Source organism: Rhizobium sp. 22-785-1, from assembly GCF_053521965.1.
In genome coordinates this window covers 40,773-54,831 of sequence record NZ_JBNWDI010000002.1, presented here as the reverse complement: position 1 = coordinate 54,831, position 14,059 = coordinate 40,773, and the positions used below count along the sequence as shown (strand labels likewise).

The 14,059-nt window shown below is 57.3% G+C and carries 15 protein-coding genes; 9 read left to right on the top strand and 6 right to left on the bottom strand.

The annotated features are described in order from the left end of the window. The first annotated feature begins 208 nt into the window (after positions 1-208). From ACQZ5M_RS05040 to ACQZ5M_RS05015, 6 genes are all read left to right on the top strand, one after another. The gene (locus tag ACQZ5M_RS05040) at positions 209-574 is read left to right on the top strand and encodes an AtpZ/AtpI family protein (RefSeq protein ID WP_296041431.1); all 366 of its coding nucleotides are present in this window, start codon (positions 209-211) and stop codon (positions 572-574) included. Between the two features lie 70 nt (positions 575-644). After that, entirely contained in the window at positions 645-1,394 is a 750-nt protein-coding gene (locus ACQZ5M_RS05035; RefSeq protein ID WP_449079220.1) for a F0F1 ATP synthase subunit A, read from the top strand. Between the two features lie 70 nt (positions 1,395-1,464). After that, positions 1,465-1,692: a F0F1 ATP synthase subunit C gene (locus ACQZ5M_RS05030; protein ID WP_027673924.1), complete on the top strand. Its 228-nt coding sequence runs from the start codon at positions 1,465-1,467 to the stop codon at positions 1,690-1,692. Positions 1,693-1,771: 79 nt separating this feature from the next. Further along, entirely contained in the window at positions 1,772-2,410 is a 639-nt protein-coding gene (locus tag ACQZ5M_RS05025; protein ID WP_449079219.1) for a F0F1 ATP synthase subunit B, read from the top strand. Position 2,411: 1 nt separating this feature from the next. Further along, positions 2,412-2,897: a F0F1 ATP synthase subunit B gene (locus ACQZ5M_RS05020; RefSeq protein WP_296078087.1), complete on the top strand. Its 486-nt coding sequence runs from the start codon at positions 2,412-2,414 to the stop codon at positions 2,895-2,897. 401 nt (positions 2,898-3,298) lie between these two features. Next, complete coding sequence (locus tag ACQZ5M_RS05015) at positions 3,299-5,128, top strand: methyl-accepting chemotaxis protein (protein ID WP_449079218.1); 1,830 nt, start codon at positions 3,299-3,301, stop codon at positions 5,126-5,128. Between the two features lie 46 nt (positions 5,129-5,174). Here the strand turns inward: ACQZ5M_RS05015 and ACQZ5M_RS05010 are convergent, their stop codons facing one another. Both ACQZ5M_RS05010 and ACQZ5M_RS05005 read right to left on the bottom strand, forming a co-directional pair. Continuing rightward, positions 5,175-5,849, bottom strand: coding sequence for a ribonuclease HII (locus tag ACQZ5M_RS05010; RefSeq protein ID WP_449079217.1), 675 nt, complete (start codon positions 5,847-5,849; stop codon positions 5,175-5,177). A 295-nt stretch (positions 5,850-6,144) separates the two neighbouring features. Then, a complete protein-coding gene (locus ACQZ5M_RS05005; RefSeq protein ID WP_296016766.1) occupies positions 6,145-7,302 on the bottom strand; it encodes a PA0069 family radical SAM protein in 1,158 nt (385 codons plus the stop codon). 352 nt (positions 7,303-7,654) lie between these two features. On the opposite strand from ACQZ5M_RS05005, the gene ACQZ5M_RS05000 reads away from it, so the two are divergent. Then, on the top strand, positions 7,655-8,173 hold the full coding sequence (locus tag ACQZ5M_RS05000) for a glycosyltransferase family A protein (protein ID WP_296078091.1): 519 nt from the start codon (positions 7,655-7,657) through the stop codon (positions 8,171-8,173). Between the two features lie 120 nt (positions 8,174-8,293). On the opposite strand, the gene moaB is transcribed toward ACQZ5M_RS05000, so the two are convergent. The 4 genes from moaB to ACQZ5M_RS04980 form a co-directional block, all read right to left on the bottom strand. Then, positions 8,294-8,848: a molybdenum cofactor biosynthesis protein B gene (moaB, locus tag ACQZ5M_RS04995; protein ID WP_449079216.1), complete on the bottom strand. Its 555-nt coding sequence runs from the start codon at positions 8,846-8,848 to the stop codon at positions 8,294-8,296. After that, on the bottom strand, positions 8,845-9,753 hold the full coding sequence (locus ACQZ5M_RS04990; RefSeq protein ID WP_449079215.1) for a 4-(cytidine 5'-diphospho)-2-C-methyl-D-erythritol kinase: 909 nt from the start codon (positions 9,751-9,753) through the stop codon (positions 8,845-8,847). The genes moaB and ACQZ5M_RS04990 overlap by 4 nt, the downstream gene beginning before the upstream one ends. Before the next feature lie 7 nt (positions 9,754-9,760). Beyond that, complete coding sequence (locus ACQZ5M_RS04985) at positions 9,761-11,599, bottom strand: tetratricopeptide repeat protein (protein ID WP_449079214.1); 1,839 nt, start codon at positions 11,597-11,599, stop codon at positions 9,761-9,763. A 241-nt stretch (positions 11,600-11,840) separates the two neighbouring features. Then, a complete protein-coding gene (locus tag ACQZ5M_RS04980; RefSeq protein ID WP_449079213.1) occupies positions 11,841-12,857 on the bottom strand; it encodes a polyprenyl synthetase family protein in 1,017 nt (338 codons plus the stop codon). A gap of 111 nt (positions 12,858-12,968) precedes the next feature. On the opposite strand from ACQZ5M_RS04980, the gene ACQZ5M_RS04975 reads away from it, so the two are divergent. Continuing rightward, positions 12,969-13,196 carry a putative signal transducing protein gene (locus ACQZ5M_RS04975; protein ID WP_112358867.1) on the top strand — a complete coding sequence of 76 codons (228 nt, stop codon included), beginning with the start codon at positions 12,969-12,971 and terminating at the stop codon, positions 13,194-13,196. Positions 13,197-13,202: 6 nt separating this feature from the next. Then, positions 13,203-13,994, top strand: coding sequence for a tRNA1(Val) (adenine(37)-N6)-methyltransferase (locus ACQZ5M_RS04970; RefSeq protein ID WP_449079212.1), 792 nt, complete (start codon positions 13,203-13,205; stop codon positions 13,992-13,994). Positions 13,995-14,059 lie beyond the last annotated feature (65 nt).

Sequence of the window (14,059 nt, the reverse complement as noted above, 5' to 3'; positions counted from 1 at the left end):
GAAGATTCCGTGTTTGTCGGGTAAGCTATTGATTTTAATTCATTAATTTGTGCTGAAACAAGCGCCGACGGTGCCTTGACTAGAGAAGTCCCTAAAACTATGTTGCGCGCGACTTCAGAGCGGGCTGGAACAGGCTGAGAGCCCTGCCGTTTACAACTCCAAAGGGTTCTGGCGCAGCTGGAACGGAGCGAAAAGGGCGGGATTTGAAATGACCGGCAACCGTAACGATAGTCTGGATGAGCGGCGCAAGCGTCTTGCCGAGGGACTGGCAAAGGTGCATGCGGAGGACGCAGCGGAGAGGCGGACGGAGCAGAACGCACAGGAGAGCCGAAAAGGCTTTGCACTGGCGATCAAGCTTTCTTCCGAGTTCATCTCCGCAGTAATCGTCGGCGCGATGCTAGGTTATCTTCTGGACCATTTTGCCGGCACATCGCCGTGGGGGATGATCATTCTTCTCCTTCTCGGTTTTTGCGCGGGTGTGTTGAATGTTCTGCGGTCCGCAGGTGTAGTGGCCAAGCCGCCGCTGCTTGAGGACGGGCTGGGGAAAGATCAGGGTGGGGAGAAAAACGGCTGAGGCCGTTCTTTCCATGAAATATAGATACGAGGTGCCGCCTTTGTGCGGCAACAGGTAAAGAGGGCAGCCGGTGGCAAACGATCCGACTCATCAGTTCTTGGTGCAGCCGATTATCCCGATCAACATCGGTGGCGTCGATTTTTCGTTCACAAATGCGTCGCTTTTCATGGTTGCTACCGTCGCAGCGGCGTCCGGCTTCCTCTACTTCGCAACGTCGAACCGTGGTTTGATCCCGGGTCGTATGCAGTCCGTTGCGGAAATGTCCTACGAATTTATCGCGTCCATGCTGCGTGAAGGTGCGGGTAAGAAAGGGATGGTTTTCTTCCCCTTCGTGTTCTCGCTGTTCATGTTCGTTCTGACGGCTAACCTTCTCGGGATGTTCCCGTATTTCTTCACGGTCACGAGCCAGATCATCGTCACCTTCGCACTGTCGTGCCTCGTCATCGGTACCGTTGTCGTCTACGGCTTTTACAAGCATGGTCTGCACTTCCTCGGCATCTTCGCGCCATCGGGTGTTCCAACTGTGCTTCTGCCGCTGGTTTCATCCATTGAAATCATTTCCTTCCTGTCGCGTCCAATCAGCCTTTCGGTTCGTCTTTTTGCGAACATGCTGGCCGGTCACATCACGCTGAAGGTTTTCGCAGGCTTCGTCGCCTCCATGAGCGCTCTTGGCGCTCTGGGTGTTGGCGGCGCGATCCTGCCTCTCCTCATGACGGTCGCCATGACCGCTCTCGAATTTCTCGTAGCCTTCCTGCAGGCATATGTCTTCGCGGTACTGACGTGCATGTACCTGAATGACGCCGTGCATGGTGGTCACTGAGAAGTAAAGTCGCTGGCCCCGAAACCGGGTGTCAAAAAACAGCCGCAACAACCATTTCAAGGAGCTTAATATGGAAGCGGAAGCAGCAAAGTACATCGGCGCAGGTCTCGCATGCCTCGGCATGGCTGGTACGTCCCTCGCTCTCGGCCGTATCTTCGGCGATTTCCTCTCCGGCGCACTGCGCAACCCGTCTGCCGCTGACAGCCAGTTCGGCCGTCTGGTATTCGGCTTCGCCGTTACGGAAGCTCTGGGCATCTTCTCGCTGCTCGTTGCTCTCCTTCTCCTGTTCGCTGTCTAATAGCAGCATCAGGTTTGGATCACGGCTCGCAAACGGCGTGCCGTGATCCTTCGCATTTGCAGTACCCCTGGAGGTGAGCATGTTCGTGACCGAGGCTCTTGCCCAGTCAGCAGCGCCGTCAACCGGAACGACGACGGAAACACCCGCTGTCGGCCAGACGGCCCCGGAAGCAACGCATACGGAAACCGGAGTGGCGCATGACGCCGGTCACGGATCCGGCGTATTTCCGCCATTCGATTCGTCGACCTACGCGTCCCAGCTTCTCTGGCTGGCGATTTCGTTCGGTCTTTTCTACGTGCTCATGAAGAAGGTCATCGTGCCGCGTGTCGGTGGCATCCTTGAGGATCGTCATGGCCGCATCGCGCAGGATCTTGATGAAGCCTCCCGGCTGAAGTCTGAGGCTGACGCCGCGATCGAAACCTACGAAAAAGAACTTGCCGCAGCGCGTGCGAAGGCTGGATCGATCGCTTCCGCCGCCCGTGATGCCGCAAAAGCTAAGGCTGATGCGGACCGCGCGACAGTCGAAGCGGAACTGGCTGAAAAGCTCTCTGCTGCCGAAGCGCGTATCGCGTCCATCAAGCAGCAGGCTCTGGCCGATGTCGGTACGATCGCCGAAGAAACAGCGACCGCGGTTGTCGATCAACTGATTGGCGCCAAGGTCAAGGAAACCGATGCCAAGGCAGCCGTTGCCGCGGTATCCGACGTGAAGGGGGCTTGAGATGGCGTTTGATGCAACATTCTACGCACTCGTAGGTCTTATTCTCTTCTTCGTCCTGATCGCATACCTCAAGGTTCCGGGCATGTTGGCAGGTTCGCTTGACGAGCGCGCCAAGAACATCAGTGAGGAATTGGCAGAAGCCAAGCGCCTGCGCGAAGAGGCTCAGCACCTGCTGGCCGAATACCAGCGCAAGCGCAAGGAAGCCGAAGCGGACGCGGCCAACATCGTTGCAGCCGCTGAACGCGAAGCTGCGGCACTGACCGCAGAAGCCAAGGCAAAGACGGAAGAGTTCGTCGCTCGCCGCACAGCTCTATCCGAGCAGAAGATCAAACAGGCTGAAGCAGACGCGATTGGCGCTGTGCGCTCCGCCGCTGTCGATATCGCCATTGCAGCATCGGAAAAGCTGATCGCAGAAAAGACCACCGCTGCCGCCAAAGGCAAGCTGTTCAAGTCTGCTGTCGGTGAGGTCAAGTCGCGGCTGAACTAAGTCGGACGAAAACGTCGTTCATCGAAACGTCAAAACCCTTCCGGCCATGGCCGGGAGGGTTTTTTGTTTTGCTTTTTAAGGTGTTGCGATCTTCCGGCTTTACTCCCAGCTATCTTGCTGAAATGTCCTTCGATAGCGAAGCTAAGCCGGTTCAGCTTTATATAGTTGTGCCTAAAGTATATGGACAGTTACGGGTGTTGGGTAGAAAGGGAGTGTAATAAATTATTTGAAATTATGAGCTTAATTAAATGTAAATACTATTAGATGATCTTAACACTATGCATCGCGGGCAAGTTGGACAGATAAGTTCTGTCCACTTCACTTAACGTGATATGTGGCGACGTCTCGGCCATTAGGAAGATGGGTCCGCGATTACATCCGATATTATATGAGGGGATGTTATGAAGTTATCGATCGGCAAGGTTCTGGCTGCTCTGTCAGGCATCATGATTCTTGTGGCAGGGATACAGGGGATCTCCTCGATTATATCCATGTCGCAGATCGAGCAGGGCATCAATGTCATCGTCCGGGAACGCGTCCCCGCCTTCATTGTGATTGGCGCGATCAATGCCGACATTGGAAGCATTCGAAACGCACAGGGCGCCATCGTTATCGCCGATCCCGATGCCCGAGCCGATTTTCAGGCAGAACTCTCCAAAGCCGAGAGTGTTCTGGCCGCCCGGCTTAAGGAGTACGGGGAGCATCTCGTCGATGATGCGGACAAACAGAACTTTCAGAGCTTCAACGCACGGTGGGCTGCCGCCAAAAGCAAGTGGGACCAAGTGCAAGCTCTTGTCGATACCAACAAGATGGACGAGGCAAGGTGGTTGTTTGCTGGCGGTGCGTTGAAGGCGTACAACCAAGCTAAAATGAGCCTTCAGGAAGCGGTCGACGATATCGAAATGGACGTTCGCGGTGAGGGCGATCACACCGTTGCGGCGGCTGGCACGGCCATTACGCTCAACTATATCGCGCTGGCCGTTGCGCTCACAATCGGCGCTGGCGCGGCGGTCTTTGGCAATCGTTACATCGCAAGGCCGCTGCTACGGATGACGGGCGTGATGCGCAAGCTTTCTTCAGGCGATACCGAAATTGATATTCCTGGCCGTAGCCGCAAGGATGAAATCGGCTCTATGGCTGACGCGGTGGAGGTCTTCCGTCGAAGTGCCATTGAGAACAAGCGGCTTGCAACAGAAGCGGAAGTCAATCGCAACCGTGCCGAAACGGAGCGGCTTGAGGCGCAGATCAAGGCTGAGGTTGAGGCCGAAGAGCGGCTGCGCGTGGCGACATCTGGTCTGGCCGCGGGACTTCGCCGGCTTGCTTCCGGCGACTTGGCTTTCCGCCTTAATGAGACCTTTGCGCCTGATTTTGAACCTCTGCGAACCGACTTCAATCAATCCATTCAGCAGCTTGGCAATACGCTCATCGAGATCTCGCACGCGATCGAAGCGATGAACAGCGGAACACGGGAAATCGCCGAAGGCTCCGCAGATCTCTCCCGACGGACTGAGCAGCAAGCGGCGACCCTTGAACAGACAGCGGCGGCGCTGGATGAGATCACCGTCAATGTTGCGAACTCGACAAAGCGGGCACAGGAGGCGACGGGTGCCGCGAGCGAAGCCAACCGGGCAGCAAAAATCTCAGGCAATGTCGTGGCAGCTGCAGTCGACGCCATGCAGCGCATCGAACAGTCTTCCGGCCAGATCTCCAACATCATCGTTGTGATCGACGAGATCGCCTTCCAAACCAATCTACTGGCGCTGAATGCGGGTGTCGAAGCAGCACGCGCTGGCGAAGCCGGCAAGGGCTTCGCGGTTGTCGCTCAAGAGGTGCGCGAACTGGCGCAGCGCTCTGCTCAGGCGGCGAAGGAAATCAAGGAACTGATCGGCAAGTCGTCGCATGAAGTTGAAAACGGCGTAAAGCTGGTGCAGCAGACTGGCGAAGCGCTCAAGACGATCAGCCATCACGTCGAAGCCGTCAATGCGCATATGGGCGCGATCGCGACTTCGTCTCAGGAGCAGGCGACAGGTCTTTCGGAGGTCAATACGGCCGTCAATCAGATGGACCAGACGACACAGCAGAATGCAGCATTGGTGGAGGAAACCACAACCGCAACTTCTGCCCTGGCAGCAGAGAGCGACAGGCTGCGTATGCTGCTGGAGCAGTTCAAGCTGGCCGATCAAGCCCAGCAGGGCGCGGGCCGCGACGATTACATGCGTATGGCCGGCTGACGCGGAAAACGGCTCCCCTCTGAGACGCAGGGGAGTTCAGGACACATCAAGCGACATCCGCTTCGGCAAGATCTTGCCGAAGCGGTCGAAAGCTCATTCGATGCAGTGGGCAAGCACCATGGGCCTCTATGGCGCGAAGATGCACAGGCGTCCCGTAGCCTGCGTGAAGCTCAAAACCGTAGGCTGCATGCACTGTGCCCGCCCGCTCCATCATCCGGTCTCTGGTAACCTTGGCAACGATCGAGGCGGCAGCGATTGAAAGGGATCGGGCATCTCCCTTGATCACGGCCTTTGCCTCGCATGACACGCCGGGCGGCTGGTCGCGCCCATCGGCAAGAACCAGTCGCGGTGCAAGCTCAAGTCCAAGGACAGCGCGACGCATGGCGTCAAGACTTGCTCTGAGGATGTTGATCCGATCGATCAGTACCGGGCCAGATGACGCCACGGAGACCACGGATGTCTCCAGGATCTTCGTGAACAGTGCTTCCCGCTTCGCCTTTGTCAGCTTCTTGGAGTCATTGAGACCGTCGGGAATGTTGTCGGGATCAAGAATAACTGCAGCGGCTACGACCGGACCGGCCAGAGGTCCGCGGCCAGCCTCATCCGTTCCTGCCACGGGCCACAGGCCGCGCTGGCGCGCTTCAAGCTCCATGCTGAAATCCGGGCTTGGCGGAACAAACTCGAACAGGGCAGGAGAATCGGATGCTGTGCGTCGCTTCATGCGGCGGAAACTTGCACAAACATCCGATCTCCCGCAAGCCCCCGGTGCGGCGATCAAGACAACCCGTGGGGCGTGGTTGTCATCCTTGCCTTATGAAGGCAGGATCGTTTTCTCAAGTGGCGGAAAACGAGAAATCGCACGCGAGGCGGCGGAACCGGGGGCAATGCCGGTACGTCAGGGATGCGCACCGAACATGTCTTCGAAGAGCGGTTTCATGGCGGACACTTCTTCTTATGGAGATACGCCGCGAGACCATGGCATGCTCGAAAATTGATGTGGTCGAGGTTTTCCTCCATCAAAGCAGGGATAGCTGCACGCCGGCGCCGCCTGGCGGGGCAAACAGATCGTCGCGCAATTGGATGCCCCTGCGAATGAGACCAAGCCTTTTGGTGGCCATCTCGAAGCGGCGACCGATCTGCCAGGCATAGGGCCCGGCACCCTTCATGCGCTTGCCGAACTCCGCATCGTAATCCTTGCCATCGCGCATGGAGCGCACCAACGACATGACGTGGCGATAGCGATCAGGATAGTTGCGCAGCAACCAGTCTCGAAACAGCGGGCTGACCTCCAGAGGAAGCCGTAACAACACATAAGACGCTTCCGTCGCACCTGCGGCTTTACCAGCCTCCAGAACGCGTTCGATTTCATGATCGTTCAACGCAGGAATGACGGGTGCCATCATCACAGCCACCGGAATGCCGGCTTCCGTCAACGCCTTGATCGCCTCCAGACGCTTAGATGGCGTCGATGCCCTGGGTTCCATACTGCGGGCCAACTTGCGGTCGAGCGTCGTGATGGAAATACCGACCTTGATCAGCCCCTTCTTCGCCATGGGTGCGAGGATATCGATGTCGCGCGTGATCAGCGCTGATTTCGTGACTATGGCAACCGGATGCTCTGCCTTCGCCAGAACTTCCAGAATCTGGCGCATGATTCGCCATTCCTTCTCGATCGGCTGATAAGGATCGGTATTGGTACCGATCGCGATCACTCGCGCCTTGTAGCCAGGTTTGGACAACTCCCGTTCCAGAAGCTTGGCCGCGTCGGGTTTTGCAAAGAGCTTTGCTTCGAAGTCCAGCCCAGCTGAAAGGCCCATATAGCTGTGCGTCGGCCGAGCGAAGCAATAGATGCATCCATGCTCGCAGCCGCGATAGGGGTTGATCGAACGGTCGAATGGAATATCGGGGGAATCGTTGCGGGTGATGATGGTGCGCGGTTTTTCCACCTGCACGTCTGTTTTGAACTGGGGCAGTTCCTCGATGATATCCCATCCATCATTGAAAGCTTCGTGTTGCAGGGCCTCAAATCGACCGCCGGGATTGATGCCTGCGCCTCTGCCGCGACGGCGATCGATCTCGATCCTGAGGCCGGAGTCATCTGCCAGCGCATTGGCAATATCGGGCGTATGGCCAGGCTGATAGGCAGCCTGCCCCGAAAGAACATGGTGTCTCATCTGATGCTCCTGACCGGCCTCAGCCAGCGAATTGGATAGAGCATTCATATCGTACGAACGAGAACAATACAAGAACAAAATCGAGTTGAAGGCCGTCTCGGACTTCTGCGCATGGGTGAGACGAACGATGCGCGTGCGGTGCTTCGATCAACGATGCATCGATTGATGCTCCTACTTTCCCGTTGTCTGCTGAACAGGCGGCAGAACCTGAAACGATTTTCGAAAGCGATGTAAAGGCTCAAGGCAGAGAGGGTGTACTCCTACAACAGTGTTTCAATAGATTCGATTTGGGTTTGCAGCGACGATGCTATAGGAGCTTTAGGGGTGGTAAGGGATCGCAAGCGACAAGATTATGCTGACAGTCATCATGGAATGCCGAAACCAGGAGCCTGAGCTTGCGCACACACTGTCTGCGCTGGTCACGGGTGCTGTCGAGGGGTTGGTCAGTGATGTCATTATTCTCGATCATGCCTCGCAGGACGGCTCGGCCCGTGTAGCGGAGGCGGCTGGTTGCCGTTTTCACCAGAGCTGGGAGATGGACGCTGTCGTTCAGTCGATCCGTGGCGAGTGGATATTGGTCGTCGAACCAGGTAGTCGTCCGCAAAGCGGCTGGATAGAGGATATCCTCGAATACGTGGCGTTGAACGAAGGCCCGGCCCGGTTTTCACCGTCCCGATACCATAAGCGACCCCTGATCGAGCGGTTGTTGCGCCGTCGCCCGCCGCTCGAGTTCGGTCTTTTGCTAAGCAAACGAGATGCCGCTCGTCTGGCAAAATCCGGACTCCCGCTTGCACAGTTCCCTGTATCGCAAAAAAACCGACAATTGAGGGCAGAACTCGTACCAGCTTGGGCGCTCCGCAGGACGCGTTAGCTCGACCACGGTAGCCGCAGAATTACGCGGGGGTCATGCGATGACGATAAGCGATGAAACAAGCAATTGAGGCGTGTAAGCAAATTTGAAAGATCGCCCCGCATCGCTAAGCATTCGCTTTCAGCCCTTCGAACGGCGTAGATGCTCATCTAGGCGCGGCATGATTTCCACGAAATTGCACGGCATGTGGCGGTAATCCAGCTGCGCCTTCAAGATCCCGTCCCAGGCATCCTTGCAAGCACCGGGCGAGCCCGGCAGAACGAAGATGAAAGTGGTATTGGAAAGCCCGGCTGTTGCCCGTGATTGGATGGTCGATGTGCCGATCTTGTCGTACGAGATACGGTGAAAGACTTCGGAGAAGCCATCCATTCGCTTGTCGAATAGCGGCTCCAGCGCTTCCGGTGTCACGTCACGCCCCGTGAACCCCGTGCCGCCCGTCGTGATGATGACGTCGATCTCGTCCGACAGCGTCCAAGCCTGTACCTTGCCGCGTATGGCTTGACTGTCGTCCGGGACAATAGCGCGATCCACAAGCCGGTGCCCGGCCTCCTCGATGCGCGCGACAAGCGTATCGCCGGATTTGTCATCAGCAATCGTGCGCGTGTCCGAGACGGTAAGGACGGCAATGCCCACAGGGATGAACTGTCTCTCGTTAGGCGCCTTGTTCTGGCTCATGATGTCCTTCCCGCAATCGTCATTGTCTCCTGAACATACCATCCAGGCTGCGTTTGGCGAAGTGCCGCAGCCGCAGCTTTTGCCTTCTGGATGGTGGGAAAAATCCCGAAGCAGGTGGCACCGGAGCCCGACATGCGGGCAAGCTCTGCCCCTTCTGAGCTCAGCAGGGACAAGATAGTATCGATCTCAGGCAGAAGGCTGATAGCGGATGGCTGGAGATCGTTTCGAAGCCTGCGAAGCATTTGCAGTCCACCGGCCTCGTTGTCATCGACTATTGGAGGGAGTGATGGATTGTTCTTTTCCGTCAGAAGGCGAAATATGTGCGGTGTCGAAACGCCCTTTAGCGGGTTTGCGAGCACCATTGACAAGTTTGGAAACCGGGACAGCTGCTCGATTTTCTCACCAATGCCGCGTGCAATCAGTGGTCTGCTGGTCAGACACATGGGCACGTCGGCTCCAAGTGCCAAGGCCATCTCTTGCAGGGTGAGATCGCCAATTTCCAACTTCCAGTGCCGCCTCAGTCCTCTAAGAGCCGCGGCAGCATCCGCCGAACCGCCACCAATGCCGGACGCAATCGGCAGATTCTTTTCAAGATGGATCGCGACTGGTCGCGTGGCTGACCCATTCTTTGCCGCAAAGTTGCGGAAAAGATCGCGGGCCTTCAGTACCAGATTTTCACTAGAACCGCTCGCCATCAGTTCCGGGGCAAACCGGCCGGATATCGAAAACCCGTCTTCTTCCGCTTCGCGGAAGCGGAGCACATCGCCCGCCAGCGTAAATGTCACCAGCGTTTCTAGAAGATGATAACCGTCTTCCCGCTGACCCGTCACGTGCAGGGCGAGATTGATTTTTGCCGGAGCGGCCTCGATGGTTTCGACCGCTCCATGTCCGTCAGCCGAAGCCATTCGGACGTCAGGATTTCTTGTCCGGGGCAGGCGCCGGTGGTGCGGGAGGCGGCAAAGCCTGATCTTTCTTTGCGGTATTTTGCGCGTCCTTCTCCAGCGGCGGCAGACCGTTGGCGATCTTGTCCTTCACCTTTGCCTTGTCCACGTCGTCGCTGTCTCCAATCAGCGCGCGGTTCCACTGATAGACGGCTTCAAGCTTGCGCCCGACGCGCCAATAGGCATCTCCGAGGTGATCGTTGATCGTTGGGTCGCCAGCACGAAGCTCGACAGCACGCTCAAGTTCCGTCACTGCCTCGTCGAAGGCGCCAAGGCGGTAATGCGCCCAGCCGAGCGAATCGACGATGTAGCCGTCATTTGGCCGAAGCTCCACTGCGCGGCGGATCATCTCGATGCCCTGGTCGAGGTTCATATTCTTGTCGACCCAGGAATAGCCCAGATAGTTCAGAACCTGTGGCTGGTCGGGATTCAGTTCCAATGCTCGTTTGAAATTCGGCTCGGCCTTGTCCCATTGCTTCAGGCGCTCATAGGCAATGCCGCGCTGGAAGAAGATGGTCCAGTCGGTCTTTTTCGGAACGGCTCCGATGACCTCCACCGCCTTGTCATAGTTGGCTGCCATCGCGGCGTAGTCCTTTGCATCCGAAAGGACGGCGCCGTAGGCGAGGTAGGAGCGAACATCGTCAGGATCGGATTCGAGCAGCGCCTTCAGATGCTGACGCGCCTCGTCCATCTTGCCGGTCTGCGACAGCGTCAAGCCAAGCTGAAGCTCCGAAATCCGGTGCATGGGCGAATCGGCGGGCACTTCGCGGTAGAACTCGATTGCACGCTCCGGCATCTTCTGTGCCTCGGCCAGGCCGCCAAGCAGAATGAGCGTGTCGGCGCTTTTCGGGTCCAGTGCGCGCGAAGCCTGAAGATAAAGTGTGACAATCTCTTCCGCACCGTCTCGATTCAGCGCGCCAGCAATCGAGAACATTACCGAGGCAGCACCTTCTACAGGGGTCTGAACCTGCTGATCCGGCTTCTCGCCTTTTTCGATGCTCTGCCTGAGTGCCTTCAAGGGCGCGTAATTCGGTGCAAACCCGTCGCCGACAGCAATCGTATCCAGCGCCTTCTGCTTGTTGCCAGCTTTCGCTTCCAGCCGGGCCAGCGCCATGACGGCGCGCATATAGGTGTCCGTCGCCGTGGCGCCGCCTTCACGGTCGGCCACCGCTTCGCCGAGGCTTTTGCGTGCCGCCTCCGTATTGCCTGTAACAAGCGCGATGGACCCTGCATTGTACTTCTGGAAGATAGAGAACCAGCCGGGACCCTTCATGCCATTGACCATGGCAAGCGCTTCCTTGCTTTTTCCAGAGCCAGCGCGAGCCCAGGCGGCGAGAAGCGTGTTGACCATCCGGTCCAGATCGTTCGGTCCGCTATATTTCAGAATCTTCTCCGCGGAGGAAAATTCCTTGTGCTTGATGGCAGCAAGCGCACGCACGATCGTCGTCACGCGCTCTACGGAGCTGTCATCCTTCAGGCTGTCGGCGATTTTCGCACCGGCCTCGAAGTCACCGCTCAGCAGCTGTGCAATCATCAGGCGTTGACGGATTTCGGTGTTGGCCGTGTCGAAATCGAGAGCCTTCTGGTAAAGCGTAATCGCTGTCTTGTAATCCTGATCGACATCGGCGGTGCGGGCGGCCAGAAACGCGCCCGAGAAGGTGTTGACCTTTGCCGGATCGAACTTGACGGCCTCTTCAGTCTTGCTATCGGCGGGCTTCGTCTCTGCCAGCGCAACAGTGCCTGCGCCCATTGTGAGGGCGGCGATGAAAGCCGCGCTGCAGAGAAGACGAAATGCTGGTTTGCGCCGCATGAAGGAACCTTTGCTCTTGTGCTTACGCACCGAAAAATCAGCTTTAAGCTCTACAGCCTCAAGGCTTAGAAATGCCCACGCACACTGCATCGCTTCAGATAGGTCATGGCTTTCGAGATCGGAATCGAGTCAGGAAGCCGCCAAACTACCGCATGATAGAATGGCTTTTTTGAAGCAGCCCTGCAAGAAATTCCGCCGCTCATCTGAGCCGTTTAATATGGTCTCGCTGCGACGATGTCCGTCAGTTGACGCGCTGGATGCAGAAGTCGATGACTTCCATGAGCGCGTCCTTCCATTGGCTTTTCGGTAGCGGCGCCAAGGCATCACGTGCAATCGTGCCGTAGTGATTGGCGCGAGAGATCGTGTCTGTCAGCCCGTTATATTTCTTGATCAGGCCAAGTGCTACGTCGAGATTCTCATCCGTGCTTTCGCCGTTTTCAATCGCTCGCTTCCAGAACGCCCGCTCATCGACGGTGCCACGGCGATAGGACAGGATGACCGGAAGGGTGATTTTGCCCTCACGGAAATCGTCGCCTGTATTTTTGCCGAGATCGGCGGAGTGGCCGCCATAATCCAGAACATCGTCCACAAGCTGGAAAGCCAGACCGAGGTTCATACCGTAGGACTTCAGTGCGCTGCGGGTGGCCTTGTCAGTCTTGGCAACGATGGGTCCCACTTCCGCTGCCGCCGCAAAGAGAGCGGCCGTCTTGGCGCGGATAACCTGTAGATAGTCGTCTTCTGTCGTTTCCATGTTCTTGGCGACAGAAAGCTGCAGCACCTCGCCTTCGGCAATAACGGAAGCGGCTGTCGAGAGAACGTCCAGCGCGTCCAGCGATCCGACATCCACCATCATGCGGAAGGCCTGACCGAGCAGGAAGTCGCCGACGAGAACGCTCGCCTGGTTGCCCCAAATGGTACGCGCCGTGGATTTGCCGCGACGTAAATCGCTCTCATCCACCACGTCGTCGTGGAGGAGGGTGGCCGTGTGCATGAATTCGACGCTGGTGGCGAGCTTTATATGATGGTCGCCGTCGTAACCGAACATGGATGCCGATGCGAGCGTGAGCATCGGGCGCAGACGCTTGCCGCCGGACGAGATCAGGTGGTTTGCCACTTCCGGGATCATCTGCACATCCGATCCGGCTTTGGACAGGATAAGCTGATTGACGCGTTCCATATCGGGACGCGTCAGGTCGACAAGCGGCTTGACGGATGCGAGTTTGTTTTTGCTTTCTTCAAGCGGTATGACGACGCCCAACGGACCGGACTCCTATTCGATTTTGGTTTCGACAATAGAAAGCGACGATGGTGGCGGCAAGTGTGGAATTGCCTCAGAACCTTCAAAAATACGGGATGTGGAAACTCATTGATGCGTGAATTGATCCGAACGAATGACGCCGTCCTGCTTTCTTTTGCGGAAAGCCTGATGAAGGATGCCGGCATCCATTGTCTGATTGCCGATCAGGGCATGAGCATTCTGGAGGGATCGCTCGGCCTTCTGCCCCGCCGGTTCCTCGTGGAGGATGACAGATCCGAGCAGGCACGTCGGATCCTGATCGATGCGGGGCTTGCCGACGAATTGCGGGACGAGGCCTGATCAACGATGACGTCGCAGACCATCGACGCTTTTCACCGGGGCCGGTTTCATCTGGTTCAGCCGAAGGGCAGGGGGCACCGGGCTGGCATGGATGCCATGTTGCTTGCCTCGCTCGTGGCCGATGACATGCGGTGCCGTGTGGCGGATCTCGGTGCTGGCGCAGGCGCTGCGGGATTTGCCGTCGCTGCCCGTCTGGAAAAAGCGGAAGTCACGCTTTTCGAATATGTGCCCGAGATGGTCGATTTCGCCACCCGTAGCATTGCTCTGCCGGAAAATGCGCATCTCGCGAGCCGGCTGACCGTTCGTCAGGCAGATGTGACGCTGCGCGCTAAAGCCCGTGCCGAGGCGGGTCTCATCGACGATCACTTCGATCATGTCATCATGAACCCGCCCTATAATGATTCGGGCGATCGCAAGACGCCGGATGAGCTGAAGGCGCGGGCGCATGCCATGACGGATGATCTTTTCGAGCACTGGATCAGAACGGCAGGCGCCATCGTGGTTCCGGGCGGGCAACTATCCCTTATCGCCCGACCGCAATCGGTGGCCGATATCATCGCCGCATGCGGACGTCGTTTCGGTGGCTTGGAAATCACCCTCATTCACCCAAGGCCTGGTGAAGACGCCGTGCGGATGCTCGTCACCGCCATAAAGGGTTCACGCGCGCGTCTGACATTTCGCGCTCCGCTCATCATGCATGAACAGGAAAGCCACGCATTCTCACCCTTCGTTGACGAACTGAACAATGGCCGTGCCGCCTATCGGCGCAATGACAAATGCCTCCGTTCACAATGTTAAGTGGACCGTCAGATCGGTATGCGGCAAACGAATTTCCGTGACCGCCATTGCGTTTATCCCGACGA

Bases quoted from the DNA above. Each gene is read 5' to 3' on its own strand.
- ACQZ5M_RS04985 (WP_449079214.1), bottom strand. From the start codon at position 11,599: ATGCGGCGCAAACCAGCATTTCGTCTTCTCTGCAGCGCGGCTTTCATC.
- ACQZ5M_RS05030 (WP_027673924.1), top strand. From the start codon at position 1,465: ATGGAAGCGGAAGCAGCAAAGTACATCGGCGCAGGTCTCGCATGCCTC.
- ACQZ5M_RS05040 (WP_296041431.1), top strand. From the start codon at position 209: ATGACCGGCAACCGTAACGATAGTCTGGATGAGCGGCGCAAGCGTCTT.
- ACQZ5M_RS04975 (WP_112358867.1), top strand. From the start codon at position 12,969: ATGCGTGAATTGATCCGAACGAATGACGCCGTCCTGCTTTCTTTTGCG.
- ACQZ5M_RS04970 (WP_449079212.1), top strand. From the start codon at position 13,203: ATGACGTCGCAGACCATCGACGCTTTTCACCGGGGCCGGTTTCATCTG.
- ACQZ5M_RS05000 (WP_296078091.1), top strand. From the start codon at position 7,655: ATGCTGACAGTCATCATGGAATGCCGAAACCAGGAGCCTGAGCTTGCG.
- ACQZ5M_RS05020 (WP_296078087.1), top strand. From the start codon at position 2,412: ATGGCGTTTGATGCAACATTCTACGCACTCGTAGGTCTTATTCTCTTC.
- ACQZ5M_RS05005 (WP_296016766.1), bottom strand. From the start codon at position 7,302: ATGAGACACCATGTTCTTTCGGGGCAGGCTGCCTATCAGCCTGGCCAT.
- ACQZ5M_RS05015 (WP_449079218.1), top strand. From the start codon at position 3,299: ATGAAGTTATCGATCGGCAAGGTTCTGGCTGCTCTGTCAGGCATCATG.
- ACQZ5M_RS04990 (WP_449079215.1), bottom strand. From the start codon at position 9,753: ATGGCTTCGGCTGACGGACATGGAGCGGTCGAAACCATCGAGGCCGCT.
- moaB (WP_449079216.1), bottom strand. From the start codon at position 8,848: ATGAGCCAGAACAAGGCGCCTAACGAGAGACAGTTCATCCCTGTGGGC.
- ACQZ5M_RS05025 (WP_449079219.1), top strand. From the start codon at position 1,772: ATGTTCGTGACCGAGGCTCTTGCCCAGTCAGCAGCGCCGTCAACCGGA.
- ACQZ5M_RS05010 (WP_449079217.1), bottom strand. From the start codon at position 5,849: ATGAAGCGACGCACAGCATCCGATTCTCCTGCCCTGTTCGAGTTTGTT.